Source organism: Rhizobium leucaenae USDA 9039, from assembly GCF_000426285.1.
In the GTDB taxonomy this organism is placed as follows: Bacteria; Pseudomonadota; Alphaproteobacteria; order Rhizobiales; family Rhizobiaceae; genus Rhizobium; species Rhizobium leucaenae.
Window position 1 is genome coordinate 58,334 of record NZ_AUFB01000004.1, and the last position, 25,893, is coordinate 84,226.

27 protein-coding genes are annotated in these 25,893 nt (G+C 61.3%); 7 read left to right on the forward strand and 20 right to left on the reverse strand.

Annotated features, from left to right (window positions below; all coding sequences use genetic code 11):
- Nucleotides 1–19: 19 nt before the first annotated feature.
- The 11 genes from K290_RS0107280 to sdhC all read right to left on the reverse strand — a co-directional run bounded on the left by K290_RS0107280 (nucleotide 20) and on the right by sdhC (nucleotide 12,589).
- The gene (locus tag K290_RS0107280; protein WP_028751284.1) at nucleotides 20–3,004 is read right to left on the reverse strand and encodes a 2-oxoglutarate dehydrogenase E1 component; all 2,985 of its coding nucleotides are present in this window, start codon (nucleotides 3,002–3,004) and stop codon (nucleotides 20–22) included.
- Between the two features lie 174 nt (nucleotides 3,005–3,178).
- Complete coding sequence (gene sucD / locus K290_RS0107285; protein ID WP_028751285.1) at nucleotides 3,179–4,081, reverse strand: succinate--CoA ligase subunit alpha; 903 nt, start codon at nucleotides 4,079–4,081, stop codon at nucleotides 3,179–3,181.
- A 12-nt stretch (nucleotides 4,082–4,093) separates the two neighbouring features.
- Nucleotides 4,094–4,585, reverse strand: coding sequence for a DUF1579 family protein (locus tag K290_RS0107290; RefSeq protein WP_028751286.1), 492 nt, complete (start codon nucleotides 4,583–4,585; stop codon nucleotides 4,094–4,096).
- Between the two features lie 5 nt (nucleotides 4,586–4,590).
- Nucleotides 4,591–5,784 (reverse strand): ADP-forming succinate--CoA ligase subunit beta, encoded by a 1,194-nt coding sequence (gene sucC / locus K290_RS0107295; protein WP_028751287.1) that lies wholly within the window; start codon nucleotides 5,782–5,784, stop codon nucleotides 4,591–4,593.
- A gap of 27 nt (nucleotides 5,785–5,811) precedes the next feature.
- Nucleotides 5,812–6,774: a malate dehydrogenase gene (gene mdh / locus K290_RS0107300; protein WP_028751288.1), complete on the reverse strand. Its 963-nt coding sequence runs from the start codon at nucleotides 6,772–6,774 to the stop codon at nucleotides 5,812–5,814.
- 180 nt (nucleotides 6,775–6,954) lie between these two features.
- Nucleotides 6,955–8,118: a cell division protein ZapE gene (gene zapE / locus K290_RS0107305; protein WP_028751289.1), complete on the reverse strand. Its 1,164-nt coding sequence runs from the start codon at nucleotides 8,116–8,118 to the stop codon at nucleotides 6,955–6,957.
- A gap of 63 nt (nucleotides 8,119–8,181) precedes the next feature.
- Complete coding sequence (locus K290_RS0107310) at nucleotides 8,182–8,703, reverse strand: protease inhibitor Inh/omp19 family protein (protein ID WP_028751290.1); 522 nt, start codon at nucleotides 8,701–8,703, stop codon at nucleotides 8,182–8,184.
- Nucleotides 8,704–9,085: 382 nt separating this feature from the next.
- Entirely contained in the window at nucleotides 9,086–9,865 is a 780-nt protein-coding gene (locus K290_RS0107315; RefSeq protein WP_028751291.1) for a succinate dehydrogenase iron-sulfur subunit, read from the reverse strand.
- Nucleotides 9,866–9,882: 17 nt separating this feature from the next.
- Entirely contained in the window at nucleotides 9,883–11,739 is a 1,857-nt protein-coding gene (sdhA, locus tag K290_RS0107320; protein ID WP_028751292.1) for a succinate dehydrogenase flavoprotein subunit, read from the reverse strand.
- A 6-nt stretch (nucleotides 11,740–11,745) separates the two neighbouring features.
- Nucleotides 11,746–12,126 carry a succinate dehydrogenase, hydrophobic membrane anchor protein gene (gene sdhD / locus K290_RS0107325; RefSeq protein ID WP_028751293.1) on the reverse strand — a complete coding sequence of 127 codons (381 nt, stop codon included), beginning with the start codon at nucleotides 12,124–12,126 and terminating at the stop codon, nucleotides 11,746–11,748.
- Between the two features lie 64 nt (nucleotides 12,127–12,190).
- Complete coding sequence (gene sdhC, locus K290_RS0107330) at nucleotides 12,191–12,589, reverse strand: succinate dehydrogenase, cytochrome b556 subunit (RefSeq protein WP_028751294.1); 399 nt, start codon at nucleotides 12,587–12,589, stop codon at nucleotides 12,191–12,193.
- A 311-nt stretch (nucleotides 12,590–12,900) separates the two neighbouring features.
- On the opposite strand from sdhC, the gene K290_RS0107335 reads away from it, so the two are divergent.
- Nucleotides 12,901–13,404 (forward strand): hypothetical protein, encoded by a 504-nt coding sequence (locus K290_RS0107335; protein ID WP_028751295.1) that lies wholly within the window; start codon nucleotides 12,901–12,903, stop codon nucleotides 13,402–13,404.
- Nucleotides 13,405–13,487: 83 nt separating this feature from the next.
- Here K290_RS0107335 and K290_RS0107340 read toward each other — a convergent pair whose 3' ends face one another.
- From K290_RS0107340 to tsaD, 7 genes are read right to left on the reverse strand one after another with little or no spacing between them, the layout of a single operon-like run.
- The gene (locus K290_RS0107340; protein ID WP_028751296.1) at nucleotides 13,488–14,138 is read right to left on the reverse strand and encodes a class I SAM-dependent methyltransferase; all 651 of its coding nucleotides are present in this window, start codon (nucleotides 14,136–14,138) and stop codon (nucleotides 13,488–13,490) included.
- A gap of 19 nt (nucleotides 14,139–14,157) precedes the next feature.
- Nucleotides 14,158–14,589 carry an EVE domain-containing protein gene (locus K290_RS0107345; RefSeq protein WP_028751297.1) on the reverse strand — a complete coding sequence of 144 codons (432 nt, stop codon included), beginning with the start codon at nucleotides 14,587–14,589 and terminating at the stop codon, nucleotides 14,158–14,160.
- 2 nt (nucleotides 14,590–14,591) lie between these two features.
- Complete coding sequence (locus K290_RS0107350; protein ID WP_028751298.1) at nucleotides 14,592–14,885, reverse strand: YciI-like protein; 294 nt, start codon at nucleotides 14,883–14,885, stop codon at nucleotides 14,592–14,594.
- A gap of 54 nt (nucleotides 14,886–14,939) precedes the next feature.
- Nucleotides 14,940–15,374 carry a PIN domain-containing protein gene (locus K290_RS0107355; protein WP_028751299.1) on the reverse strand — a complete coding sequence of 145 codons (435 nt, stop codon included), beginning with the start codon at nucleotides 15,372–15,374 and terminating at the stop codon, nucleotides 14,940–14,942.
- Entirely contained in the window at nucleotides 15,371–15,670 is a 300-nt protein-coding gene (locus K290_RS0107360) for a hypothetical protein (RefSeq protein WP_028751300.1), read from the reverse strand. Before K290_RS0107360 ends, K290_RS0107355 begins: the two co-directional genes overlap by 4 nt.
- A 58-nt stretch (nucleotides 15,671–15,728) precedes the next feature.
- Nucleotides 15,729–16,718, reverse strand: coding sequence for an NAD(P)H-dependent glycerol-3-phosphate dehydrogenase (locus K290_RS0107365; RefSeq protein ID WP_028751301.1), 990 nt, complete (start codon nucleotides 16,716–16,718; stop codon nucleotides 15,729–15,731).
- The gene (gene tsaD, locus K290_RS0107370; RefSeq protein ID WP_028751302.1) at nucleotides 16,715–17,812 is read right to left on the reverse strand and encodes a tRNA (adenosine(37)-N6)-threonylcarbamoyltransferase complex transferase subunit TsaD; all 1,098 of its coding nucleotides are present in this window, start codon (nucleotides 17,810–17,812) and stop codon (nucleotides 16,715–16,717) included. Before tsaD ends, K290_RS0107365 begins: the two co-directional genes overlap by 4 nt.
- Nucleotides 17,813–17,895: 83 nt before the next feature.
- On the opposite strand from tsaD, the gene hemC reads away from it, so the two are divergent.
- The 6 genes from hemC (at nucleotide 17,896) to K290_RS0107400 (ending at nucleotide 23,749) form a co-directional block, all read left to right on the forward strand.
- Entirely contained in the window at nucleotides 17,896–18,825 is a 930-nt protein-coding gene (gene hemC, locus K290_RS0107375; protein ID WP_028751303.1) for a hydroxymethylbilane synthase, read from the forward strand.
- 6 nt (nucleotides 18,826–18,831) lie between these two features.
- Nucleotides 18,832–19,560: a uroporphyrinogen-III synthase gene (locus tag K290_RS0107380; protein ID WP_028751304.1), complete on the forward strand. Its 729-nt coding sequence runs from the start codon at nucleotides 18,832–18,834 to the stop codon at nucleotides 19,558–19,560.
- A 79-nt stretch (nucleotides 19,561–19,639) separates the two neighbouring features.
- The gene (locus tag K290_RS0107385; protein WP_028751305.1) at nucleotides 19,640–20,911 is read left to right on the forward strand and encodes a COG4223 family protein; all 1,272 of its coding nucleotides are present in this window, start codon (nucleotides 19,640–19,642) and stop codon (nucleotides 20,909–20,911) included.
- Nucleotides 20,912–20,925: 14 nt separating this feature from the next.
- Nucleotides 20,926–22,527 carry a heme biosynthesis protein HemY gene (locus K290_RS0107390; protein WP_028751306.1) on the forward strand — a complete coding sequence of 534 codons (1,602 nt, stop codon included), beginning with the start codon at nucleotides 20,926–20,928 and terminating at the stop codon, nucleotides 22,525–22,527.
- A gap of 12 nt (nucleotides 22,528–22,539) precedes the next feature.
- Nucleotides 22,540–23,025 (forward strand): tellurite resistance TerB family protein, encoded by a 486-nt coding sequence (locus K290_RS0107395; RefSeq protein ID WP_028751307.1) that lies wholly within the window; start codon nucleotides 22,540–22,542, stop codon nucleotides 23,023–23,025.
- The gene (locus K290_RS0107400) at nucleotides 23,018–23,749 is read left to right on the forward strand and encodes a glutamine amidotransferase (RefSeq protein ID WP_028751308.1); all 732 of its coding nucleotides are present in this window, start codon (nucleotides 23,018–23,020) and stop codon (nucleotides 23,747–23,749) included. The genes K290_RS0107395 and K290_RS0107400 overlap by 8 nt, the downstream gene beginning before the upstream one ends.
- Nucleotides 23,750–23,782: 33 nt before the next feature.
- Here the strand turns inward: K290_RS0107400 and K290_RS0107405 are convergent, their stop codons facing one another.
- Both K290_RS0107405 and K290_RS0107410 read right to left on the reverse strand, forming a co-directional pair.
- A complete protein-coding gene (locus tag K290_RS0107405) occupies nucleotides 23,783–24,877 on the reverse strand; it encodes an FUSC family protein (protein ID WP_028751309.1) in 1,095 nt (364 codons plus the stop codon).
- Nucleotides 24,874–25,878: an HlyD family secretion protein gene (locus K290_RS0107410; protein WP_245276499.1), complete on the reverse strand. Its 1,005-nt coding sequence runs from the start codon at nucleotides 25,876–25,878 to the stop codon at nucleotides 24,874–24,876. Before K290_RS0107410 ends, K290_RS0107405 begins: the two co-directional genes overlap by 4 nt.
- Between the last annotated feature and the right edge of the window lie 15 nt (nucleotides 25,879–25,893).

Below are 25,893 nucleotides of genomic sequence, written 5' to 3' on the forward strand. Positions count from 1 at the left end.
CGCGCACCCCTATTCGCCTTTAACCGCCGAGCGCATCCTCAAGGAACGCGGCAAGCTGCGCCAGATGCTTGGACATCAGGCCCGTCGCCGGAGAGGCGGCGGCCGGACGGCCGGTGTAGCGAACCCGCTGGTACTTGGCATCGATATGGGCAAGCACCCATTCCAGATAAGGGTCGATGAAGGACCAGGCGCCCATGTTCTTCGGCTCTTCCTGGCACCAGACCATCTCCGCATTGCGGAAGCGGCTGAGCTCGTTGATGAGCGCCTTGGCCGGGAACGGATAGAGCTGTTCGATACGCAGCAGGTAGATATCGTCGATACCGCGCTTTTCACGCTCTTCCAGCAGGTCGTAATAGACCTTGCCGGAGCAGATGACGACGCGACGGATCTTGTTGTCCTTCTGCAGCTTGATCGGGCCGTCCTTGATCACTTCCGCATCGTCCCAGAGCAGGCGATGGAACGAGGTTTCCCCCGCCATTTCCGCAAGTGCCGACACTGCGCGCTTGTGGCGCAGCAGCGACTTCGGCGTCATCAGGATCAGCGGCTTACGGAAGTCGCGCTTCAACTGACGGCGCAGGACGTGGAAATAGTTCGCCGGCGTGGTGACGTTGGCGACCTGCATGTTGTCCTCGGCACAGAGCTGCAGATAGCGCTCGAGGCGGGCCGAAGAGTGTTCCGGACCTTGGCCTTCATAGCCATGCGGCAGCAGGCAGACGAGGCCGGACATGCGCAGCCATTTGCGCTCGCCCGACGAGATGAACTGGTCGAAGACGACCTGAGCACCGTTGGCAAAGTCGCCGAACTGTGCTTCCCAGAGGGTCAGCGCATTCGGGCGGGCCAGCGAATAGCCGTATTCGAAGCCAAGAACCGCTTCTTCGGAGAGCATCGAGTTGATGACTTCGTAGCGGGCCTGGGTCGGCGACAGGTTGGCGAGCGGAATGTAGCGCTCTTCGGTTTCCTGATCGTAGAGAACCGAATGACGCTGCGAGAAGGTGCCGCGTTCGCAATCCTGGCCCGACAAACGGATCTTGTGGCCTTCGACCACGAGCGAGCCGAACGCCAGCGCTTCCGCCATCGCCCAGTCGATGCCTTCGCCGGTCTGGACCATGCCGGCGCGGTTTTCCATGAAGCGCTGGATGGTGCGATGCGCATGAAAGCCTGAGGGGATTTCCGACAGCTTGCGGCCGATATCCTTCAGCATCTTCATCGGCACGGCAGTCTTGCCGCGGCGCTGCTCGTCGGCATTGTCGGCCGTATGCAGGCCCGACCATTCGCCGTCCAGCCAGTCGGCCTTGTTCGGCTTATAGGACTGGCCGGCCTCGAACTCCTGTTCGAGATGGGCGCGCCAGTCGGCCTTCATCTTCTCGACTTCGCCTTCGCTCAACACGCCTTCGCCGACAAGCCGCTCGGAATAGAGCTGCAGCACCGTCTTGTGGGCACGAATGACCTTGTACATCTTCGGCTGCGTGAAGGACGGTTCGTCGCCTTCATTATGGCCGTAGCGGCGATAGCAGAACATGTCGACCACAACGGGCTTGTGGAACTTCATGCGGAATTCGGTCGCGATCTTCGCCGCATAGACGACCGCTTCCGGATCGTCGCCGTTGACGTGGAAGATCGGCGCTTCGATCATCTTGGCAACGTCGGACGGATAGGGCGACGAACGCGAGAAGGCCGGATTGGTGGTGAAGCCGATCTGGTTGTTGATGATGACGTGCATCGTACCGGCCACGCGGTGACCGCGCAGGCCGGAAAGGCCGAGGATTTCCGCCACGACGCCCTGACCCGCAAAAGCGGCGTCACCGTGGATCAGCAACGGCATGACCTTGGAGCGCTCGGAAAGCGGAATGATGTCGCCGTCCCAGAGGGTGGCGCTCATATCCTGCTTGGCTCGGACCTTGCCCATGACGACGGGATTGACGATTTCCAGATGTGACGGATTGGCCGTCAGGGAAACATGCACCTTGGTGCCGTCGAAATCGCGGTCCGAGGAAGCGCCGAGATGGTACTTGACGTCGCCCGAGCCTTCGACCTCGTCCGGCGCATACGAGCCGCCCTTGAACTCATGGAAAATTGCACGATGCGGCTTGCCCATGACCTGGGAAAGCACATTGAGGCGGCCGCGATGGGCCATGCCGAACACGGCTTCCTTGAGACCGAGCTGGCTGCCGCTCTTGAGAATCTGCTCCAGCGCCGGGATCAGCGATTCACCGCCGTCGAGGCCGAAGCGCTTGGTGCCCTTGAACTTGACGTCGAGGAACTGCTCGTAGCCCTCGGATTCGATCACCTTCTGCAGGATCGCCTTTTTGCGGTCCGCGCTGAAGTTGATACCCTTGTTGACGCCCTCGATGCGTTCCTGAATCCAGGCCTTCTCTTCCGGATTGGAGATATGCATGAATTCGACGCCGAGCGTCGAGCAATAGGTGCGCTCGAGGATTTCCATCATCTCGCGCACGCTCGCATATTCGAGCCCGAGCACGTTATCGATGAAAATCTTGCGGTCGAGGTCGGCCTCGGTAAAGCCGTAGGCTTCCGGCGACAGCTCTTTATAGTCTTCCACGGGAGCGGCGATGCCGAGGGGATCGAGCTTGGCGTGCAGGTGTCCGCGCATGCGGTAGGCGCGGATCATCATGATGGCACGGACGGAATCGCGCGTCGCCTGCAGGACGTCGGCGGTATCGGTCGGCTTGCCGGCGGCTTCGGCCTTGGCCTTCACCTTGGTCTCGATGGCCTTCTCGACGATGCCCCAGTTGCCGTCGAGCGCGGAAACGAGCTCGCCGTTTGCCTGGATCGGCCAGTTCTTGCGCTGCCAGGAGGCGCCCTTGGCCGCCTTCTTCACATCGTCAGGACTGTCTTCCAGTGCCTTGAAGAACGACCGCCATTCGTCGGCCACCGACGACGGGTCTTCCTCGTAGCGCGCATAAAGCTGCTCGATATAGGCAGCGTTGGCGCCGTCCAGGAACGAGGTGATCTGAAATTGCTCGTTGGCTTCTTGCCTTGCCATGGTGATATGCGGACACTCTCGTCCGCCTCCCGACTTGTTTACTTTGCCGGCTTACGGAAATCCGGCGACCATATTCCGTCTGCGGTCCTCGGACCGCACATCTGCTTTTACAACTTCGAAGCCGGACGGAATGTGCGAAAGCCGCTGCCCGTCCGGGTCTTGCTACAGGTAGGATCAGCCCTTCAGGACTTCCACCAGCGTCTTGCCGAGACGTGCCGGCGAAGGCGACACGCGGATGCCTGCCGATTCCATCGCAGCGATCTTGTCTTCCGCGCCGCCCTTGCCGCCGGAAATCACGGCGCCTGCATGGCCCATGGTGCGGCCGGGAGGTGCCGTGCGGCCGGCGATGAAGCCGACCATCGGCTTCTTGCGGCCCTTTTTGGCTTCGTCCTTCAGGAACTGCGCGGCGTCTTCTTCCGCCGAGCCGCCGATTTCGCCGATCATGATGATCGACTTGGTCTCGTCGTCGGCGAGGAACATTTCCAGGACGTCGATGAATTCCGTGCCCTTGACCGGGTCGCCGCCGATGCCGACGGCCGTCGTCTGGCCGAGCCCTTCATTGGTGGTCTGGAACACGGCTTCATAGGTCAGCGTGCCGGAACGCGAGAGAACGCCGACTGAGCCCTTCTTGAAGATGGAGCCCGGCATGATGCCGATCTTGCATTCGTTCGGGGTGAGCACGCCCGGGCAGTTCGGGCCGATCAGGCGCGACTTCGACTTCTGGAGGCGATCCTTGACCTTGACCATATCGGCGACCGGAATGCCTTCCGTGATGCAGACGATCAGCGGGATTTCGGCTTCGATCGCTTCGAGGATCGCAGCCGCGGCACCTGCCGGCGGCACGTAGATGACCGAGGCGTTGGCGCCGGTCGCATCCTTGCCTTCGGCGACCGACTTGAAGATCGGCAGCTTTTCGCCGTCCTTGCCGGTCCAGGTTTCGCCACCCTTGGACGGGTGGATACCGCCGACCATCTTCGTGCCGTGATAGGCAAGCGCCTGTTCGGTGTGGAAGGTACCGGTCTTGCCGGTCAGGCCCTGAACCAGAACCTTGGTGTCTTTGTTGATGAGAATAGACATGCGAGGCCTTTGTTACGAGAGGTTGGAAGACGCGGAGGCAACGCGACGATAGACGCCGCTGACAACCTCCTGCCATGTATCGCTGCCGGCGGGCGAGAAAGTGACGCCCATGCGGTAGCAGTCTTCATTTTCGAACTGGAAGAGAGTGCGTTGTTGACCGCGCGGCGAGACCTTGGTCAGGACAAGCTTGTTGTCGATCCATTCGCCGGAGGCCGGCGCGGCGGGCGTAAAGCCCATCGTATCGAACTGATAAAGCTTGTAGGCCTGATCCGCTGCGTCGAAGCCGAGAATGTTCCTGGCTTCGAACGACGCGCTGCCGTCCCGCATCTGCATGTAGCGCTGTTCGACGAAAAATCCGCCGAACAGACACTCGGCCGTGAGCTGCGCGGTTGCCGTTCCTTCCTTCGTCCAGGCCGAAGCCGCGACACGCTCTTCCCCTTCCCAGGTGCCCGCAAAGGCACCGAGGCGAAGATGAGCAGCCGTTGGAGCGAAGGAAGCAGCCATCCCGATCAGCCCTTGACTGCCTTCACGATCTTCTGGGCGGCATCGTCCAGGTCATCGGCGGAGATGACATTGAGACCGGATTCGTTGATGATCTTCTTACCGAGCTCGACGTTGGTGCCTTCGAGGCGGACAACGAGCGGAACCTTCAGACCGACTTCCTTGACGGCTGCGAGCACGCCTTCGGCGATGACGTCGCACTTCATGATGCCGCCGAAGATGTTGACCAGGATGCCTTCGACAGCCGGATCGGCGGTGATGATCTTGAAGGCCGCGGTGACCTTTTCCTTGGTAGCGCCGCCGCCGACATCGAGGAAGTTCGCCGGCTCGGCACCGTAGAGCTTGATGATGTCCATGGTGGCCATGGCAAGGCCGGCGCCGTTGACCATGCAGCCGATGTTGCCGTCGAGGGCGACATAGGCGAGGTCATACTTGTGCGCTTCGATTTCCTTGGCGTCTTCCTCCGTCGTGTCGCGCAGCGCAACGATATCCTCGTGACGGAACAGCGCGTTGCCGTCGAAGGAGACCTTGGCGTCGAGGACGCGCAGGTTGCCGTTGGTCATGACGATCAGCGGATTGACTTCGAGCAGGGCCATGTCCTTTTCGACGAAGGCCTTGTAGAGGATCGGGAAGAGCTTGGCAGCGTCTTCGCGGGCAGCGCCTTCGAGCTTCAGCGCGTCGGAAAGGGCAGCCGAGTTGGCAGCCGTCACGCCCGTCGAAGGATCGATGTCGACGGTGATGATCTTTTCCGGCGTGTCGTGCGCAACGGTCTCGATGTCCATGCCGCCTTCGGTCGAAACGACGAAGGCAACCTTGCCGACCGAGCGGTCGACCAGGATCGAGAGGTAGAGTTCGCGGTCGATGTCGGCGCCGTCTTCGATGTAGAGGCGGTTGACCTGCTTGCCGGCCGGGCCAGTCTGCTTGGTCACCAGCGTGTGGCCGAGCATTTCCTTGGCATTGGCAACGACGTCCTCGATCGACTTGGCAAGGCGAACGCCGCCCTTGGCGTCGGGGCCGAGTTCCTTGAACTTGCCCTTGCCGCGACCGCCGGCATGGATCTGGCTCTTGACGACATAAAGCGGGCCCGGAAGCTGCTTTGCGGCGGCTTCGGCTTCATCGGCGGAGAAAATGGCAACGCCGTCCGCGACGGGTGCGCCATAGGTCTTCAGCAGAGCCTTGGCCTGATATTCATGAATGTTCATGGATTTATCCCTGTTGGAACGCGGAAATTACTTCAGCGACGGCGCGATGGTGGCGCAGGCTTCGCAGAGGCCGGCAACGGCTGCGACCGACTTGTCGAAGGCTTCCTTCTCGGCCTTGTTCAGGTCGATCTCGATAACGCGCTCGATGCCGCCGGCACCGATGACGGTGGGAACGCCGACATACATGTCCTTCACGCCGTACTGGCCGGAGAGGTAGGCAGCGCAGGGCAGAACGCGCTTCTTGTCCTTGAGGTAGGATTCAGCCATCGCGATGGCGGAAGCGGCCGGAGCGTAGTAGGCCGAGCCGGTCTTCAGCAGGCCGACGATCTCGGCACCGCCGTCACGGGTGCGCTGGATGATTTCTTCGAGGCGCTCCTTGGTGACCCAGCCCATGGTGACGAGGTCGGTCAGCGGAATGCCGGCAACGGTGGAGTAACGAGCGAGCGGCACCATCGAATCGCCGTGGCCGCCGAGAACGAAAGCAGAGACGTCTTCGACCGATACGTTGAATTCCTTGGCGAGGAAGAGGCGGAAGCGCGACGAGTCGAGCACGCCGGCCATGCCGACGACCTTGTTGGTCGGCAGGCCCGAGAACTTCTGCAGAGCCCAGACCATGGCGTCGAGCGGATTGGTGATGCAGATCACGAAAGCGTCCGGGGCATACTTCTTGATGCCGGCGCCGACCTGTTCCATGACCTTGAGATTGATGCCGAGAAGATCGTCGCGGCTCATGCCCGGCTTGCGGGGAACGCCGGCGGTGACGATGCAGACGTCAGCGCCTTCGATCGCGGAATAGTCGCTGGCGCCGGTGAGGTTGGCGTCGAAGCCTTCGACTGGCGAAGACTGGGCGATGTCGAGACCCTTGCCCTGGGGAATGCCGTCCGCGATGTCGAACAGGACGATGTCGCCCAGTTCTTTCAGGCCGGCGAGATGCGCCAGCGTGCCACCAATCATGCCAGAACCAATAAGTGCGATCTTGTTGCGCGCCATTTCGGTGTATCCTTTGCGATCAAAATCCGTGGCGGGACACCTTGCAAGGCATCCACCATTGCCGCCAATCGCATAGACCCAAAGGCCGAAATTGGCAATTGATTATTTTTGGATCAGGTATTTCAATCGGTTAGATCGAAAATGTCTTACGTAAACGTAAGACATTCCGTCACTAAATCGTTACTCGGCGGCGCGCTTTCCGTGAGTCTGGGCGAGATATTCCGCGCTGCGCATCTCGAAAAGCCGTGACGCGGTGCGGTCGAACTCGAAGCCTTCCGTGCCGCATCTTTCGATCAGAAGGTCCTCCGGCATCGCTTCGGCCGAAATGAAAAGCCGCACCGCATGATCGTAAAGCGTGTCGATGAGAATAATGAAGCGCTTGGTTTGGTTGCGCTTTTCCGGCCCAAGCTTCGGAACGCGGTCGATAAAAATCGTGTCGAACCGCTTGGCAATGGCCAGGAAATCGCTCGCACCCAGTGGCTGCTCACAGAGATCGGCGAAGGAGAAGCGAGCCATGCCATCGGCGGCGAGCGGCACATGGATAGAGCGGCCCTTCATCGGAATCTCCAGCGGCTGTGCCTTGCGTCCATGCAGCACCTGCACCCATGACGCATCCATCGCCATATCGGTACGCTCGTTGATCGGCGTCAGATAGACCGGCTGGCTGTTCAGCTTCTCCATGCGGTAGTCTGTCGGCGAGTCAAGCGTGACGACGTCGACATAGCGTTTCAGGAGATCGATGAAGGGCAGGAACAGGCCACGATTGAGCCCGTCGCGATAGAGATTGTCCGGCTCGACATTCGATGTGGCAACCAACACGCAGCCGAGCGAAAACAGCTCGGAAAACAGCCGCGACAGGATCATCGCATCGGCGATGTCGGTCACGGAGAATTCGTCGAAGCAAAGCAGCTCGGCCTGACCATAAAGCTCGGCTGCGACCGGCGGCACCGGATCGGCCTGCTTGGTCTCACCGTTCTTGAACTTCAGCCGATGGGCGGCGATGCGGTTATGTATGTCCGCCATGAATTCATGGAAATGCGCCCGGCGTTTTTTGCTGCAGGGCGCCATGCCGAAGAACATGTCCATCAGCATGGTCTTGCCGCGCCCGACACTGCCATGAATATAGAGGCCGCGAACGATCTCAGTCGGCTTCTTGCGCGCGGCAAACATCCAGCCGAGCGCGCTCGATTTGGTCGCCGGTCGCTTTCGCTTGAGATTGGCAAGCACGCGATCGAGGGATTTCGCCACATCCATCTGCGCCGAATCCACCTGAAGCGATCCGGAAGCCGTCAGCGCCTTCAAATGTTCGACGACGCTGATGGAATAGTCGGGCATGGGCTGCATGGGGAGATACCCACCTGTGCAAGGAGGAAGCGGCCGGGATGGCCCAACCGCTTCTAAAGAGTGCTATCGGCTGAGGCTGAGCGGCTGGCCGGACGCCGTGGAACCGTCGAAGCGTGAAGCGGCCGTCTTGTAGAGCGAGCCGATCTGGCTGCCATCACGGTTCTTCAGGATAACCTGCTTGCCGGAAACCTCCCAGGAACCCATCGTCGTGAGTTCGCCCGCGCAACCGCGCGTACCGCCGCGCGAACCGCTGCCGAGATTGGTGAGCGTCAGGAACATGTCGCAGCTCGCACCGCCGTTGCTGACTTTCCAGCTACCGACCATGGATTCCTTGGTCACGTCCTGCGCGGAAGCGGCCATCGCCTGCTGTTGCTGCTGATTGCCCGCGTTCGGCGCATTCGTCGGCGCTGCCGGAAATTGCGAGGCGCCGCCGGTCGTGGGCGGAAGCTGGCTGGATTGGACAGAAGGGACGGGCTGAGCCTGCAGTGGCGGGGCAGAATAATCGTCGTTGTTGTATGCTGTGCGCTGGCAACCGGCAAGCGACAGACCTATCGCCGCAGCCGTCGCTGCATATCTCAATTGCATCATCATCCTCCTAATTGTCCACCATCGATGTTTGCAAACTGGCGCTTAGTTAGGTTGGGATTATCGTATTTCACTTTGGTTAATCAAGTCGCTACAGGGCACAAATCGCCGGAGGCCATAGCTCCGCAAGAATCCGGTCATTTCAAGGCTTAACCCGATGAACCTCATCCAAATAGAAATGATTGGCGAGTTCCTGCATCTTTTATCGCGTGGTCTGTCACGCTGCAGCTTGCCAGGGAAATCGGAATGGCGTGTGAACGTGGCAGATAAAAACTCCGTGAGCCGCGCCCGCGGCGGCCCTCTCGCAACTGCTCCTTGACCACGAGCAGTTGGGGGGCGATCCCGCTTCTATCCGATATGGACGAAGCGGGAATCATGGCGATCAGATCCGCCGCTCGACCATCATCTTCTTGATTTCGGCAATCGCCTTGGCCGGGTTCAGACCCTTGGGGCAGGTCTGGGCGCAGTTCATGATCGTGTGGCAGCGATAGAGTCGGAACGGATCTTCGAGATTGTCGAGACGCTCTCCCTTTGCCTCGTCGCGGCTGTCGATCAGCCAGCGATAGGCCTGCAGAAGAACAGCCGGGCCGAGATAGCGGTCGCCGTTCCACCAATAGCTCGGACAGGAGGTCGAGCAGCAGGCGCAGAGGATGCATTCATAAAGGCCGTCGAGCTTCAGACGATCCTCATGGCTCTGCTTCCATTCCTTTGCCGGCGGAGGCGACACCGTCTTCAGCCAGGGCTCGATCGAGCGATGCTGGGCGTAGAAGTTCGTCAGATCCGGCACGAGATCCTTGACGATGGGCATGTGCGGCAGCGGATAGATTTTCACCGTGCCCTTGATCTCGTCCATGCCCTTGGTGCAGGCGAGCGTGTTGGTGCCGTCGATATTCATCGCGCACGAGCCGCAAATGCCTTCGCGGCAGGAGCGGCGCAGCGTCAGGGTCGGGTCGATCTTGTTCTTGATATAGAGCAGACCGTCGAGCACCATCGGGCCGCAATCATCGACGTCGATGTAATAGGTGTCGATGCTTGGGTTCAGTCCATCATCCGGGCTCCAGCGGTAGACGCGGAATTCCCGCGTGTTCGTCGCGCCCGTCGGCTTCGGCCAGACCTTGCCTTCACGCATCTGAGAGTTTTTGGGGAGAGCGAGTTCAACCATGGTCAGTTCCTCTCAGATCAGTACACGCGTGCCTTCGGCTCGATCTTGTGCGGATCGATGCCTTCGGCGATCAGTTCGGTATGAACGGGACGATAGTCGAGCTTCACGTCGCCGGCTTCGTTGACCCAGGCGAGCGTATGCTTGCGCCAGTTTTCGTCGTCGCGGCCGGCGAACTTGCCCTCGGTGTAATCCTCGCGGGCATGCGAGCCGCGGCTCTCCTTGCGGGCTTCGGCGCCGTAGATCGTCGTGATGGCGTTTGCCATCAGATTGTGCAGTTCCAGCGTCTCGACGAGATCGGAATTCCAGATCAGCGAACGGTCGGTGACCTTGACGTCGGGCAGCTCCTTCCAGATCGCCGAGAGGCGGCGGCAGCCGGATTCCAGCGATTCCTGCGTGCGGAACACGGCGGCGTCTTCCTGCATGGCGCGCTGCATCTTTTCGCGCAGCACCGCCGTCGGCGTCGAGCCGCTGGCATGGCGCAGACGGTCGAAGCGCTCCATGATCTTGTCGCACGCGGCAACATTGACCGGCGGCACCGGGCTCGCGCGGTCGATGACCTCACCGGCGCGGATGGCAGCGGCACGGCCGAAGACCACGAGGTCGATCAGCGAGTTGGAGCCGAGCCGATTGGCGCCGTGCACCGAGGCGCAGCCGGCTTCACCGACGGCCATCAGACCCGGCAGAATGCGCTCCGGATTGTTGCTGTCAGCGTTCAGCACCTCGCCCCAATAGTTCGTCGGAATGCCGCCCATATTGTAATGAACGGTCGGCAGAACCGGGATCGGCTCGCGGGTGACGTCGACGCCGGCGAAGATCCGCGCGCTCTCGGAAATACCCGGCAGCCGCTCATGCAGCACGGCCGGATCGAGATGGTCGAGATGCAGGAAGATATGATCCTTGTTCTTGCCGACGCCGCGGCCTTCTCGGATTTCCAGCGTCATGCAGCGCGAAACGACGTCGCGCGAGGCAAGGTCCTTGGCGGACGGCGCGTAGCGTTCCATGAAGCGCTCGCCTTCGGAGTTGACGAGATATCCGCCTTCGCCGCGCGCGCCTTCGGTGATCAGACAGCCCGAACCGTAGATGCCGGTCGGATGGAACTGCACGAACTCCATGTCCTGCAGCGGCAGCCCGGCGCGGGCAACCATGCCGCCGCCGTCGCCGGTGCAGGTATGGGCCGAGGTCGCCGAGAAATAGGCACGGCCGTAGCCACCGGTCGCCAGCACCACCATCTTGGCCGCGAAGCGATGGATCGTTCCGTCGTCCAGGCACCAGGCAACAACGCCGGTGCAGCGGCTGCCGTCGTCGGACATGATGAGGTCGAGCGCGAAATATTCGATGAAGAATTCGGCGTTGTTGCGCAGCGACTGGCCATAAAGCGTGTGCAGGATGGCGTGGCCGGTACGGTCGGCAGCAGCGCAAGTGCGCTGCACCGGCGGGCCTTCGCCGTAGTTCTGCATATGGCCGCCGAACGGACGCTGGTAGATCTTGCCTTCCTCGTTACGCGAGAAGGGCACGCCGTAATGCTCGAGCTCATAGACCGCCTTCGGCGCTTCCATGGTGAGATACTGCATGGCATCGACGTCGCCGAGCCAGTCGGAACCCTTGACCGTGTCGTAGAGATGCCACTGCCAGCTATCCGGCGTCATGTTCTGCAGCGAGGCGGCGATACCGCCCTGCGCTGCGACCGTGTGCGAGCGGGTGGGAAATACCTTGGTGATGCAGGCGGTGCGGAAGCCCTGCTCTGCCATGCCGAGTGTGGCGCGCAGGCCCGCGCCGCCGGCGCCGACGACGATCACGTCATAGGAGTGATCGACATATTTATAGGCTTTCCCATTCTGAGCGGGCCCATTCTGAGGGGATGAATTCGGTGCCATCGGTAATTATCCTACGAACGCGATCTTCAGAATGGCGAAGAGACAGAGCCCAGCCACGAAAATCGCGAAGAATGTGTTGAGCATGAGAAGGACGATCTTGCTGATCTCGCTATGGACATAGTCCTCGATGATGACCTGCATGCCGATCCTCATGTGAATGACGCCGGAGATCACCATCAGGCCGAAGATCACGGCAACGATCGGGTTCGACAGCGCATGCACGACTTCCGCGTAGGGCGCGCCGGCATAGATCATCAGGAAGATAACGAAGAAAATGATGAGGGGAACGTTTGCAACGGCGGTCAGGCGCTGGCGCCAGAAATGCTCCGTGCCTTCCTTGGCGGAACCGAGACCGCGGACTTTGCCCAGAGGAGTGCGCATATCCATGAGAAATATCCTTTAAAGCATGATCCCGCAGGCGTTAGAGCGCGTCCGGGAACAATCATGCCAATCAAATCAGCCGGATGGCGATGCCGATAATCCAGACCAGTGCGGTCAGACAGAGCGAGCCGACGAGCGTCGCCTTGGCCATCCTGGTCGAGACAGCGGGATCATAGCCGTGTCCGAGATCCCAAATGAAATGGCGGAAGCCGCCGAGCATATGGTGCAGCAGCGCCCAGGTATAACCGAGCAGCACGAGCCGGCCGATGATCGAACCCATGATCCAATTGACCAGCTCGAAATAGCCTTGGCCGGTCGCCGCCGCGATCAGCCACCAGGCGACCAGCAGCGTGCCGAAATAAAGCGCGCCGCCGGTAACGCGGTGGACGATCGACATGACCATAGTGGGAATGAGTTTGTAAACTTGCAGATGCGGCGACAGGGGCCGGCTTTGTGTGACGTTCGCCATCAGAACCTCGCGGCGTTACGATACGCTTCTATCCCGGATATCTCCGGGGCAACACACGCTTGGGGGAAGTCCTGTGTGCGTTGCATCAATTGCGACCATTAATGACGGAAAGCCACGTCGACAAGCACAATTGCTGTCTGCCTTCAATTTAATCGATTCGGATCGTCGGGCAATTTTAGCGAGTGCACAGAAACGACATTCTCCGATAGGCGGTCCGATACGATTTTCCCGCCAGCCGAGTGGACTTGATGTCGCTCTTAAGGCACTCTGCTCTTCATACTTTATTAAGCATTTGGAGCGCGAGGCAACCTATGGGACGGCATCTTTTCAAGGCAGCAACGCTCCTCTTAGCGGCAGCCGCCGCCCTGTCGTCCATGTCGGCCTCCGCAGGCGGCTATCATGATGGGTACCGTCCGTTCCGGCATCATGGGCCATTTCCCCTGCACCCGGCCCGCGTCGGCGCCTATGCCACGGCGGCCGCCTTTTCGACCGACTATCGCCACGGATATCGGCCATTCGGCCATCGTGGCCCGGTTCGGTTGCAGCAAATCTCCTGGCCGCAGCACTACACGCAGCCGCAACCGACCAGAATCATTCTCATGGATCGGCAATATGCGGCTGACGTCGGCACCTATGCCGGCACGGCCGACATGTATCAGGCCGATGGCGGGACCTATATTGTCGGCTATGGCGGCGGCTACGATCCATACCGAGGCGAACCCGCTCTGCTGAAGCCGAGAGCCAAGGTAATCGACGTCAAACGGGCTGGCAATGCCTGCTCCTACGAAGCCGGGGTCTGTGTGATTCGTCCCTGACGGTCTTTAAACAGTTCCAGGAAAAGTGCGAAGCGGTTTTCCGTCCGGAATGCGTTAAAACAAAGGGCTAGCGGGATCCCGCTCTAGCCGGCCAGAAATCGCCAGACCGTCGTCTTCTTCACCTCGCTATCCTCCAGCGCCCGCGTCACCGGCACCTGATAGCTGGCCTCAGCCTCCAGACGATCCTTGGGCAGATAGGCCCTGCCGGGATCGCCTACCAGCACGAGACGGTCCTCGCCCGCCAACTGCCGGAACCATGGAATGAGGCGATCGGCGAAATCGCGATCGTAAAAGACATCGCCGGCAAGAATGACGTCGACATCCATTATCCGGCCAATGAGATCGTCACCGGTGAAGTCGAGCGCGACATCGTTTTCCGCCGCATTGAGCCTTGTCGCGGTTTCAGCCCAGGGATCGATATCGGCGGCGAGCACATGGCTCGCACCCGCAAGCTTCGCGGCAATCGCGACGAGGCCGGAGCCGCTGGCGAAATCCAGGACCCGTTTTCCGGCAACCGTGTCCGGATGATCGAGAACGTAGCGCGCAAGCCCCTGCCCGCCCGCCCAGGCGAAAGCCCAGAACGGCGGCGGCAAACCAATCGCTTCGAGTTCTTCCTCCGTCTTCAGCCAGAGATCATGAGCCTCGCTCGCCAGATGCAGCCGGATTTCCGGCACATGCGGCGGCGCCGTGAGACTGGTGTTCGCGCGGATGAAACTTTCCGGATCGGTCTTCAAGGCGCCCTCGAATTACGGATCAGACGGGCGGATTGTCGAGTTCGCCCATGCGGCAGACTTCGAGATATTCCTCGTCGGTCACCGGCTGCACGGAGAGCCGCATCGAGGTGACGAGCGACATCTGCGAAAGCTTCGGATTGGCCTTGATATCCTTCAGCGATACGGGCTTCGGCATGTCGCGCACGGCGCGGATGTCCACGCAGTCCCAGCGCGGATCGTCCTTGGCGGTCGAATCGGGATGCGACAGTGCGCAGACCTCGACAATGCCGACGATCTCCAGGCCGTCATTGGAATGATAGAAGAAACCCTTGTCGCCGATCTGCATCGCCCGCATGTTGTTGCGGGCAAGATAATTGCGCACGCCGGTCCATTCCGTGCCCTTTTCGCCGGCTTTCTTCTGCGCGTCCCAGGACCACGAGGACGGTTCGGATTTATATAGCCAATGTGCCATACTCACGCCTCCGGATTGTTGAAGACCCAGTTGAATGGCTTGATCTCGACGCTCTCGAACAAACCGGCCTTGGTGTAGGGATCGGCATCCGCGATCGCCTTCGCCGCTTCGATCGTCTCGGCGCTGACGATGGCGAGGGTGCCATTCGACTTACCCTCCGCATCGAGGAACGGACCTGCCATCTTTAGCGTACCCTCGGCATTGAGCTTATTCAGATATTCGAGATGGGCAGGGCGCGTGTCCATGCGGACATTCAGGTGACCGGGCTTGTCCCTGCACACAAAGGCAAACAGCATGTTTTCATTCTCCTATGGGAATCATGTTTGAGATATGATTGGCATTTGGCGCAATTATCCAGTGCTCCTCCGAAGAGGATTGACAATATCCAGACCCCAAAAGTCTTTTTCGTTGTCGGTCACCAAAATGCAATCATTTACGATCGCCACCGAAGCGATAATCATATCAAAGGAATTACGTGGCCGACCAGCGGCTCTCCCTTCAGCCATAAGCTGTGCCCAAACCAGCCCAGCATGCTCGTCAAAGAGAAGAATCCGGCCGGCAAACACCGCCTGCGGCCCTGCGCTACTTGAAAACCATGCCTCCAGCAAATTGCGTTTGCGCCCCACCGGCAAAATCAAAATACCGCGTTGAATCTCGGCAATTGCAAGCGATGGAACAAACAAATCGCTATCTAGCTGCTCGGTATACCATGCCAAAAGAGCCAGAGAGGGTTCAGGCTTGATCGCATTGCTGACGATATTGGCGTCAAGCAAATAGCGCTTCACAGATCAATCTCACGCGGGTGAGTTCGCAGCCGTTCGAGATCAAGTTCCGCATCCTCAAGAGGAAAACTCCGCAGCGCGGCAATGACGCCACCCTTCTTCGGTGGCTCCCCTGAGATCGTCTTGGCGACAACATCGCGAATACGGGCTGACTCGGGACTATCTTCCGCTAAACGTCGCGCGAGCGAGCGAATGAGAGCACGATCGCCGTCAAGGCCGAGCACCTCGAAACGGGCCAGACCACGTTCGCTAAGCCTTGAACGATAATTCTGAATCGCGCGTTTTTGTGAGCTGCCCATCATGGCCTCCGGTTATATCCAGTAATAAATCCAGTGCGCTGTCGATGTTCAAGTTTTCCTATTCCGTCGTAATCGGCCGTGTCATCAACTGCTCGATTGCCGTCGGGATATCGAGTTTGCCGTCGATGATGGCCGACACTGCTTCGGTGATCGGCATATCGACACCCAGCTTGCGTGCCAGACGCGCCGCGATGGAAGCGGCATAGGCACCTTCGACGAGATCGCCATGCGATGGATCGGCCGCCTCGCCGCGGCCGAGCGCAATGCCGAAACGCAAGTTGCGTGATTGGTGGCTGGTCGCAGTCAGCACCAGGTCGCCGAGGCCGGAGAGCCCGCGCACCGTTTCGGCCTTGCCGCTCTTGGCAACGACGAAGCGCGACATTTCCGCCAAGCCGCGGCTGATCAGCGCCGCGCGGGCCGAATCGCCGATACCACGCCCCTCGACGATGCCACATGCGATCGCCAAGACATTTTTCAGCGCGCCGCCAAGCTGCACGCCGACGCGATCGTCGGATGCATAAAGACGGAATGTCGGCCCTGAAATCGCCTGCGCCAGCCGTTCCGCCACCGCCATGTCGCCGGCAGCAATCGCCATTGCCGTCGGCAAGCCCTTGGCAATATCGGTCGCAAAGCCCGGACCGGAGAGAACCGCGACGGTATGATGCGGTAATTCCCGCTCCAGCATGTCGGTCAAAAGATCGCCGGAAACCTTGTCGATGCCTTTGGCACAGGTGACGACGACGGCATCCTCTGCGAGATAAGGTCCGTAATGGCGTGCCGCATCGGCCTGCGCCTGCGACGGCATGGCAAAGAGCACGATGCCGGCGTCCGAAACCGCGTCCGGCTCGGCAGAAAATTGCAGTGAATCCGGCAAATCGATGCCCGGCAACGCCGCGTCGTGCATCCGGTCGACGCTGAGATCCGCCATAACAGCCGCGTCGCGCCCGACCAGCGTCACTTGGCTCTTTCCGGTTAAGGCGATGACGGCGGCGAGCGCCGTTCCGAAGGCGCCGGCGCCGATCACTGCAATGCGTTCATTGCCGCTCATGCCTTCGCTCCTCGTTTGCCATGTCCCAAAAGAGTTTCCGCCTTCTGATCGAGCGGCCAGCGCGAGCGCGGCTGCACATCAAGGCCATCGGGTGCTGCCCCTGTCGCCATGCGCTCCAGCCCCGCCCAGGCAATCATCACCGCATTGTCGGTGCAGAGCCTGAGTGGGGGCGCGATGAAGCGGAAACCATTGAGGTCGCAAAGCTCCTGCAGCGTGCGCCGCAGATCGAGATTGGCCGCGACCCCGCCCGCAACCACCAGCGCCGGCTTGTCCGCCGTCTTCGGAAATTCCTTTTTGAAGCGCTGCAGGCCGCGGCCGATCCGATCCTTCAACGTACGCGAAATTGCCTTCTGAAACGAAGCGCAGATATCGGCGATATCCTGCTCGCTCACCGGTGCGATCGCCGTTGCCGCCTGTCGCACCGCAGTCTTGAGACCGGAGAAGGAGAAATCAAGGCGGGTCTCGCCGACCAGCGGCCGCGGAAAGTCGAATCGATCCGGGTTGCCATTCTTCGCCGCCTCTTCCACCGCCGGGCCGCCGGGATAGGGCAGACCGAGCAGCTTTGCCGTCTTGTCGAAGGCTTCGCCCAGCGCATCGTCGATGGTCGTGCCCCAGCGCTCATATTCGCCGACGCCGCGCACCAGGATCAGTTGTGTATGGCCGCCGGAGACGAGCAGCATCAGGTAGGGAAAGGTGAGACCATCTGTCAGCCTTGCCGTCAGTGCATGGCCCTCTAAATGGTTGATAGCATAGAGCGGCTTACCGGTCGCCCTCGATATCGCCTTGCCGGTCATCAGCCCGACCAGCAGGCCGCCGATCAGACCGGGACCGGATGTGGCCGCGATGGCGTCCACGTCGGACAGCGACACATTGGCGCGCTTCAGGGCCTCGTCGATCAACGTATCCAGCGCCTCGACATGGGCTCGCGCGGCAATTTCCGGCACGACGCCGCCATAGGCGCTATGCTCGTCCAACTGGCTCAAGACCACGTCGGAGGCAATCGTGGCGCTGCCGTCGTCGTGGCGCTCGACAATGGCCGCGGCGGTTTCGTCGCAGCTAGTTTCAATGCCGAGAATGCGAAGAATGGGCGCCATGGAAGCTGTCGTTGTCGGTTGGTCGATTGCGATGAAGCGGAAATATGGTTACGGGAACTGTCGGTAACAACGGATCAAAGCGGATGCAAACAAAACCTTTCCGGATCGGCACGCGTGGCAGCCCGCTTGCGCTGGCGCAGGCACACGAGGCCCGCGACCGCCTGATGGCGGCGCATGGCTTGCCGGAGGAGATGTTCGACATCGTCGTTCTGAGCACCAAGGGCGATCGCATTACCGACCGCTCGCTGGCGCTGATCGGCGGCAAAGGCCTGTTTACGGAAGAGCTGGAACAGAAACTGACCACAGGCGAGCTCGATTTTGCCGTACACTCGGCCAAGGACATGGCGACGAAGCTGCCGGAGGGGCTGTCGCTGTCAGCCTATCTGCCGCGCGAGGATATCCGCGATTCCTTTATCGGCCGCACGGCGCCCAAGCTGATCGACCTGCCCCACGGTGCGACCGTCGGTTCCGCCTCTTTGCGCCGTCAGGCGCTGATCCGGCGCCTGCGCCCCGATATCAACGTCATAACCTTTCGCGGCGCAGTCGAAACGCGCCTGCGCAAACTGGAGGAAGGCCAAGCAGACGCGACATTATTGGCCCTTGCCGGCCTGAAGCGGCTCGGCAAGGTGAACGTGATCACCGACATTCTTGACCCGAACGAATTCCCGCCGGCGCCGGCACAAGGTGCGATCTGCATCGAAAGCCGCATCGGGGATGACCGGACGAACGACCTGCTCTCCGCCATCAATGACGGGCCGACCTTCGACACCGTTTCCTGCGAACGGGGCTTCCTAGCAGCGCTCGACGGCTCCTGCCGCACGCCGATTGCCGGCTATGCCGTCTGCGAGGGCGATCACATCAGGTTCTTCGGCATGATCCTGACCCCCGACGGCCAGCAAGTGCACACCACCACCATCGAAGGGCACCGCCGGGATGCCGAGGCGCTCGGCACCAATGCCGGCCAGGCGATCCGCGCCGAGGCTGGTAGCGCCTTCTTCGAAGACTGGACCTGATAGCGGATGCGCGTCGTCGTCACCCGTCCTGAGCATTCGGGTGAACGCACCGCCCGGCGGCTTGCGGAGATGGGGCATGAGGCGGTGCTCCTGCCGCTGTCAAAACCCGTCCACCATGTCGACGCGACCTGGCAAGCCCTATCGGATACGCGCGGGGCCATTGCCGTCACCAGCGCCGAAGCGATCCGCACATTGGCTGCAATAGGCAATCCTCTCGAGCCTCATCTCGGCCGACCGCTTTTCGCCGTCGGCAAAGCGACCGCTGACGAGGCTAAAAGTGTTGGCTTTATCGATGTTTTCGCATCTGAGGGCAGCGGCACCGAGCTGGCGGAGCTGGTTTCCCGCAAATGCACCGGCAATCCTCAAGCCCCTCTGCTCTATCTCGCCGGCGCGCCGCGCGCCGCAGGTTTCGAAGCAAGATTGACGGGGCTGAATATCCCCTTCCAGACGGTCGAATGCTATCGAATGCAGGATATCGTCATCGGCGGCGCGGTCCTTCGCCGGCTCTTTCTCGATGCTTCCGCCGATGCCGTACTGCTCTATTCGCATCAGACGGCGATCCGCTTCTTCAGCCTGCCTTTCCTGCAGCAACATTCGAACCTGCTCGCCTCGACAAGATTCCTTTGCCTCAGCAAAGCAATTGCCGAAGCGGTCCCCGCTTTCCTACATTCTCATGTGGATATCGCTAATATGCCGGACGAAGACAGCCTTCTGGCGCTTCTTGCTGCGAAGTGAGGTCGCAATTTTGATCTAAGCTCTTTCCATAATCGACTTGTCTGTCTACTTTCGCTGCAGCGCATGAAAAGAGGACCTCATGGTATCGGGAAATCCGCCAAACCATTCGAAGCCCAACGACGAGCCGATCACGATCGATCTGGAAGCTGAGGACACTGCTAAGACCGCGGCTTCCGAGGAGATGCCGGAGCGCAATCATAGCGAACCCGGCAGCTCGTCCGCCAATGAGGTGGAAATATCGTCTGGACCGGAAAACGGCCCAGCGGGGGGAGACGCGGATGAAGCCGGCGCGGAAACTGCGGCAGAACAGCCGAAAACCGAGGCCGTCAGGGAACCGGAACCCACCCGCTCTTATGCCGAACAACCTTCCGCGCCCCAGCGGCAGCCAGGCGCAACGTCCGGCCTGATCGCCGCCGGCATTGTCGGCGGGCTGATCTCTCTCATCTGCGTCGGCGCCATCCAATATGCCGGTCTCCTGCCCGGCGGCAGGCCTGCAAAGGACTATTCCGCTGATATCGCAGCGCTCTCCGCCGAAATTGATGGTCTGAAGCAAACGGTGACCAATCTCGCCGCCGCTCCCGCCGCAGCATCTGACACCACTCTCGCCGCCCGCGTCTCAGCCCTGGAGACAGCTGCCGCCAACAACACGGGCACAAGCCCTTCGTCCGGTGCGAGCAGCAGCGATGCCGACCAGAAGATTGCCGCTCTCACCGCCGAAGTGGATCAATTGAAGGCGAGCCTTGCTCAGACGACGCAAAGTCGGGCCTCGTCCGACGCCGATGTCAGCAAGCGTCTGGAGGACGCCGAAAAGAAGCTGAACGCGCCGAGCCAGGAAAGCGCCGTCGCCCGCGCCATTGCGGCTGCGGCCCTGAAGGCTGCGATCGACCGCGGCGGCCCCTTTCAGCCAGAGCTCGACACCTACGCCAATGTCGCGCCTGACGACTCTGCCGTTGCTGATCTCAAGACTTTCGCCCAGACCGGCATTCCCTCGCGCGCCGATCTCATCCGCCGGGTATCGGACGTTGCGACGGCGATCGTCACTTCGACGCAGCAGGACGATCCGAACCAGAGCTGGAGCGACCGGCTGCTGACCAGTGCCAAATCCCTGGTGCAGGTGCGCCCAGTCGGGAACGTCACCGGCGACAGCGTCGAGGCCATTACCGCCCGCTTCGAGGACAAGGTGAAGAACGGCGATCTGCCCGGCGCAATCACCGAATGGAACAGCCTGCCGGACCCAGCCAAATCGGCCTCCGCCGCCTTCAAACAATCATTGGAAGCTCGCATTCGGGTCGAAGACCTGGTCGGCGACGCCCTGTCGAAGGCGATCGCCAACACCGGAAAACAAAGCTGAGGGCGGGGAAGAGAATGATCAGACTGCTTATTTTCGCCGTTCTCGTCCTGCTGCTTGGCTATGGCTTTTCCTGGCTTGCGGATCGCCCGGGCGATCTTTCGCTGGTGTGGGGCGGCGAGCTCTATCAGACCAAGCTCATCGTCGCTGCCGGCATCCTGATCGCGCTGATCGCCGCCGTCATGGTGGTCTGGTGGTTCATCCGCCTGATCTGGACCTCGCCGCATTCCGTCACCCGCTATTTTCGCGCCCGCAAGCGCGACCGCGGCTATCAGGCGTTATCGACGGGGCTGATCGCCGCCGGTGCCGGCAATGCGCTGCTTGCCCGCAAGATGGCGGCGCGCTCGCGCGGCCTGATCCGCGCCGATCAGGAGCCGCTGATCAACCTGCTCGAAGCGCAGGCCGCGCTGATCGAGGGCAAGCACGACGAGGCCCGCCAAAAATTCGAACTGATGGCCAACGACCCGGAAACCCGAGAACTCGGTCTGCGCGGCCTTTATCTCGAAGCCAAACGCCTTGGCGCGCATGAGGCGGCGCGGCACTATGCCGAAAAGGCGGCCGACCACGCCCCCTATCTGCCTTGGGCGGCACAAGCGACGCTTGAATACCGCAGCCAGGCCGGCGATTGGGACGAGGCGATCAAGCTGCTTGACCAGCAGAAGATCGCCCGTGTCATCGATAAGGATACCGCCAACCGGCAGCGCGCCGTATTGCTGACCGCGCGCGCCAATGAAAAGCTCGAAGGCGATCCCTCCGGTGCCCGCGACGATGCGCTGGCAGCACTGAAGCTGTCCCCCGATTTCGTGCCGGCCGCGCTGACGGCCGCCAAGGCATTGTTTCGCGAAGACAAGGTGCGCAAGGCCGCTTCCATTCTCGAACAGGTCTGGAAGGCCGAACCGCATCCGGAGATCGGCCGAGCCTATGTCCGCGCCCGCAGCGGCGATTCTGTCACCGATCGCCTGAAGCGTGCCGAACGGCTGGAGGCGATGCGCCCGAACAATGCCGAAGCGCTGCTGGTCACGGCAAAGGCCGCCCTCGACGCCCGCGACTTCGCCAAGGCTCGCGCCAAGGCGGAGGCCGCGGCCCGCATCGAAGCCCGCGAAAGCGCCTTCCTGCTGCTGGCCGACATCGAAGAGGCGGAGACCGGAGACCAGGGCCGCGTCCGCCATTGGATGGCGCAAGCTTTGCGCGCGCCCCGCGATCCGGCCTGGCTGGCCGATGGCTTCGTCTCCGACAAATGGCTGCCTCTGTCGCCGATTACCGGCCGCCTTGATGCCTTCGAATGGAAAGCGCCCTTCGGCCAACTCGAAGGGCCGGTGGAAGAGGGCACGACAGCCTCGGTCGATGCGGCGTTGAAATCGCTGCCGCCGGTGCGCGAGGCCGCTCCCGCAACCGTTGCGCCTAAACCGGTCTCTCCAACTGTTGCTTCGCCGGCTGCCGATGTCTCTGTTATGGAATTGGAGCCGGTCGCCAAGAAGCCGGCGCCTCCACCCGCCGCCAAATTGGAGCCGACGAAGGAGCCGGAAGCAAAGCCCTTCTTCGGCGGTGCGCCCGATGATCCGGGCGTCAAAGATCTTAAGCTTGAACCGGAACCCAAGACACGGCTGAAGCTCTTCTAAGAATGGAATCGAATGTTCGAACGCTTTCAGGAATTCTTTCAAAACCTGACCAAGGAACACCCCAAGTCCGGTTTTGCTCCCGATGATCCGCGTATAGCGGTTGCGGCGCTTTGTTTCCAGGTGATGGAGGCGGATGGCAAGATCGAGGAAAGCGAGAAGAAGCGGCTCCGCAAGTTGCTGAAGAGCCAATACGGTCTCGACGGTCGCCAGCTCGACGCGCTGATTGCAGCAGGCCAGGAAGCCGAAAGCGAGGCGGTCGATTATTATCGCTTCACCTCCGATCTGAAGCGCCATCTCAATAGCGAACAGCGCCTCGAACTTCTCGGCATCCTCTGGGATATCGTTTATGCCGATGGCGAACGCAGCGAAATGGAGGATCATGCGATCTGGCGTATCGCCGATCTCATGGGCATCTCCGACCGAGACCGCGTCGTCAAGCGCCAGGAAGCAGCCGCCCGTGCCCCGGGTCCCAGGAAGGAAACCGGGGATGATGATTGAGGCGCCGCAGGGCGGTGGCCACCGCCCCGTATTGATCGTCCTGCACCAGGAGCGTTCCAGCGCCGGTCGTGTCGGCCAGATGCTCCTGGACAAGGGCTATGATCTCGACATCCGCCGGCCGGTGCTCGGCGACGGATTGCCGACGACACTGGAGGGTCATGCGGGCGCGGTGGTCTTCGGCGGCCCGATGAGCGCCAATGATCCCGACGATTTCGTCAAGAGCGAGATCAACTGGCTCGAAGTGCCGCTCAAGGAAAACCGCCCCTACCTCGGCATCTGTCTCGGCGCGCAGATGCTTGCCCGCCATCTCGGCGCCAAGGTCAAAGCCCGCGACGACGGCAAGACCGAAATCGGCTGGTATCCGCTGCAGCCGACGGAAAAGGGCCGGCTTCTGATGCGCCACTGGCCGCAAATGGTCTATCATTTCCATCGTGAAGGTTTCGACCTGCCGCACGGCGCCGATCTGCTCGCGACCGGCGAGACCTATCCAAACCAGGCCTATCGCTACGGCGCCAATGCCTGGGGTTTGCAGTTCCACGCGGAACTCACCCGGGCCATGATGCAGCGCTGGGTCGTGCACGGCGAACACCGCTTCTGCATGCCGAACGCCCAGCAAGGCCGCGAGCATCTGGAGGGCCGCATGATCTTCGACCCGCCGCTCAAAGCCTGGCTATCCGAATTCCTCGATCTCGTTTTTGCGGGCAAGCAGGCAATGGCGGCCTGAACGGCTCCGCTTCACCCCTTCTTTACGTCGGCCCTACTTTTCTTCATTTGCCTGCCAGGCACCGAGCGGCGGTCCAAGCAACAGGTTGATGAGCACCAAGAGCCCTATGGCCCCCATCATGCCGGCGATGCGATTGATAGCCGGCAGCAGGCTGTCCGCCGGGCCTGTATCCTGAACAAGCGTCAGGATCAAAGCGATAGCGGCCTGCGAGCCGACGCCGGCGATACCGTACCGCCCGTTCTGGATCTGCATGGCAAGCCAAGTACCCGCCATCAGCAGCAAAAGCCAGGGCACGAAGGATTGGCTGATCGGCAGGAACAGCACGATCGCGCCAAAGCAGCCGCCCAGGATGCAGCCGGCTATCCGCTGCAACATGCGCTGAGCAATCGCCGATTGATCGGTCTCCGAGACTCCGGTGAGAGTGGGAACGGCCATGACCGCGCCGATCGAAATCGCCATTTGGCTGAGATTCGGCAATTCCAGTTGCCGCCAGACAAGCGGCACCGCGGCCACTGCCATCCCGGTTCGCATGGCATACGATAGGACGTGCCAGTTTCGACCTAGCAAACTATGCCAACCAGGCGGCGGCGCCACAGCCCCGCCTTCCACAGGTGCCAGCAACCGTGTCATCAGAAGCGCCGTTGCGGTGCCGAGCACGATCTCGACGGCACGATAGAAGGCAATGGAAAGCGCCAGCGTCGGATCGTCCAATGAGCCGAGGGTGACCATCATGGCGGTGATTCCACCAAGCAGCCAGGCATAGCCATGGGGGCTCAGCAACGCGCCGAGTATGGCAAGCGTGCCGGCCGCAAAAAGCAGCAGCACCGTCGCCAGGGGATCATAGACGAGCCAGGGTGTAAGGACGAAGCTCACCGCCGCGCCGACGAGCGTTCCCATGATCCTCATCCCGCCTTTCTGCCAGGATTGCGGATGGCTCGCCTGCACGCACAGAAAAGCGCTGATCGCCGCCCACCAGGGATTGTTGAGCCGCAGGACCAGGGCGAGGACGAGGGCGAGCCCGACCGCCAGTGCGGCGATATTGGCGTGCCGCACGCGAGGACCGTAAAGGCTGAGTTCCGCCAGCTCGCCGCAGATCGCATCGACGAGCTCTGCAACAGCCTGCCTCATGGGAAGATCAGCGTGCTGGCATCCGATCCCATATAAAGAGTGAGGTCGGATGGAGGATCGACCAGTCTCAGCGTTACCGGAAAGCGGCGTTTCAGCTGGATCCAATCGGTGGTCGGGGCGACATAGGGCAATATCCCATCCTGATCAGGGCCTCTGCTGATGCCGCGCGACACGCCCTCGATGCGAGCGCGGTAGAGGCGCCATGGATGCGTGTCGAGCCACACCCAGGCTGCTTTGCCGGTCTCAAGGTTCCGGATGTAGCTTTCCTTGTAGTTCGCGATGATGCGCCAGCCCGCCGCATCGACGATGCCGACGAGCGCCTTGCCGGCCGAGGCGGTATCGCCGACGCTCACGGAGAGATTATTGACCGCACCGTCGGCTGGCGCACGGATTTCGGTCTGGCTGAGCTGCCATTCCGCCAAGGCGAGCGCAGCCTTAGCCTGCGCGACGACGGCGTCCTGGCTGACAACCGACTGCGATGCCTTGTCGACCGCATCCCGCGCCGCCGCCTGCTCCCGCTGTTTGGCGGAAACCATATCGGCGCCAGTCAAGGCCACCTGTTTCTGATCGTCGCCGGCCTGCTGGAGCGCGGCCGTCACAGCCGTCAGCCGATCCTGAGCCGTCTTCAGCTCATCACTCACAAGCTTATGGTTCGCAACAGCGTCCTGAACCGCCGCTTTGCGCTGATCGACGACGAGCTGGAACGGCACCTTGTCGACGACAGCCAAAAGGTCGCCGCGCCGTACTTCCTGGTCATTGGCGACGTTGACGCTCACGACCACGCCCGTCACCTGCGGAGCAACCGTCACGAAATTCGTGGTGACATAGGCATCGTCCGTATAGGCGACGAATGACGTCCAAACCTGCCAAACCGCCCATAGCGCCGCCAGGCAGGCTATACCCACGACAAGCCGGAAGGCGCGCCGGCGCTCGGCGGAAACAGCCGGCGGCGAAGCAGATGGCTCCGGTTCGATCGGTTCGTTGCTCGTCATATTGCTCATGGCGATAACATGCGC

Bases quoted from the DNA above. Each gene is read 5' to 3' on its own strand.
- K290_RS0107410 (WP_245276499.1), bottom strand. From the start codon at position 25,878: ATGAGCAATATGACGAGCAACGAACCGATCGAACCGGAGCCATCTGCT.
- K290_RS0107280 (WP_028751284.1), bottom strand. From the start codon at position 3,004: ATGGCAAGGCAAGAAGCCAACGAGCAATTTCAGATCACCTCGTTCCTG.
- K290_RS0107315 (WP_028751291.1), bottom strand. From the start codon at position 9,865: ATGGTTGAACTCGCTCTCCCCAAAAACTCTCAGATGCGTGAAGGCAAG.
- K290_RS0107380 (WP_028751304.1), top strand. From the start codon at position 18,832: ATGCGCGTCGTCGTCACCCGTCCTGAGCATTCGGGTGAACGCACCGCC.
- K290_RS0107405 (WP_028751309.1), bottom strand. From the start codon at position 24,877: ATGAGGCAGGCTGTTGCAGAGCTCGTCGATGCGATCTGCGGCGAGCTG.
- tsaD (WP_028751302.1), bottom strand. From the start codon at position 17,812: ATGGCGCCCATTCTTCGCATTCTCGGCATTGAAACTAGCTGCGACGAA.
- K290_RS0107290 (WP_028751286.1), bottom strand. From the start codon at position 4,585: ATGGCTGCTTCCTTCGCTCCAACGGCTGCTCATCTTCGCCTCGGTGCC.
- sucC (WP_028751287.1), bottom strand. From the start codon at position 5,784: ATGAACATTCATGAATATCAGGCCAAGGCTCTGCTGAAGACCTATGGC.
- K290_RS0107400 (WP_028751308.1), top strand. From the start codon at position 23,018: ATGATTGAGGCGCCGCAGGGCGGTGGCCACCGCCCCGTATTGATCGTC.
- zapE (WP_028751289.1), bottom strand. From the start codon at position 8,118: ATGCAGCCCATGCCCGACTATTCCATCAGCGTCGTCGAACATTTGAAG.
- K290_RS0107350 (WP_028751298.1), bottom strand. From the start codon at position 14,885: ATGCTGTTTGCCTTTGTGTGCAGGGACAAGCCCGGTCACCTGAATGTC.
- K290_RS0107390 (WP_028751306.1), top strand. From the start codon at position 20,926: ATGATCAGACTGCTTATTTTCGCCGTTCTCGTCCTGCTGCTTGGCTAT.
- K290_RS0107345 (WP_028751297.1), bottom strand. From the start codon at position 14,589: ATGGCACATTGGCTATATAAATCCGAACCGTCCTCGTGGTCCTGGGAC.
- K290_RS0107365 (WP_028751301.1), bottom strand. From the start codon at position 16,718: ATGAGCGGCAATGAACGCATTGCAGTGATCGGCGCCGGCGCCTTCGGA.
- K290_RS0107310 (WP_028751290.1), bottom strand. From the start codon at position 8,703: ATGCAATTGAGATATGCAGCGACGGCTGCGGCGATAGGTCTGTCGCTT.
- mdh (WP_028751288.1), bottom strand. From the start codon at position 6,774: ATGGCGCGCAACAAGATCGCACTTATTGGTTCTGGCATGATTGGTGGC.
- sdhC (WP_028751294.1), bottom strand. From the start codon at position 12,589: ATGGCGAACGTCACACAAAGCCGGCCCCTGTCGCCGCATCTGCAAGTT.
- hemC (WP_028751303.1), top strand. From the start codon at position 17,896: ATGCAAACAAAACCTTTCCGGATCGGCACGCGTGGCAGCCCGCTTGCG.
- K290_RS0107360 (WP_028751300.1), bottom strand. From the start codon at position 15,670: ATGGGCAGCTCACAAAAACGCGCGATTCAGAATTATCGTTCAAGGCTT.
- K290_RS0107335 (WP_028751295.1), top strand. From the start codon at position 12,901: ATGGGACGGCATCTTTTCAAGGCAGCAACGCTCCTCTTAGCGGCAGCC.
- sdhA (WP_028751292.1), bottom strand. From the start codon at position 11,739: ATGGCACCGAATTCATCCCCTCAGAATGGGCCCGCTCAGAATGGGAAA.
- sucD (WP_028751285.1), bottom strand. From the start codon at position 4,081: ATGTCTATTCTCATCAACAAAGACACCAAGGTTCTGGTTCAGGGCCTG.
- sdhD (WP_028751293.1), bottom strand. From the start codon at position 12,126: ATGGATATGCGCACTCCTCTGGGCAAAGTCCGCGGTCTCGGTTCCGCC.
- K290_RS0107395 (WP_028751307.1), top strand. From the start codon at position 22,540: ATGTTCGAACGCTTTCAGGAATTCTTTCAAAACCTGACCAAGGAACAC.
- K290_RS0107385 (WP_028751305.1), top strand. From the start codon at position 19,640: ATGGTATCGGGAAATCCGCCAAACCATTCGAAGCCCAACGACGAGCCG.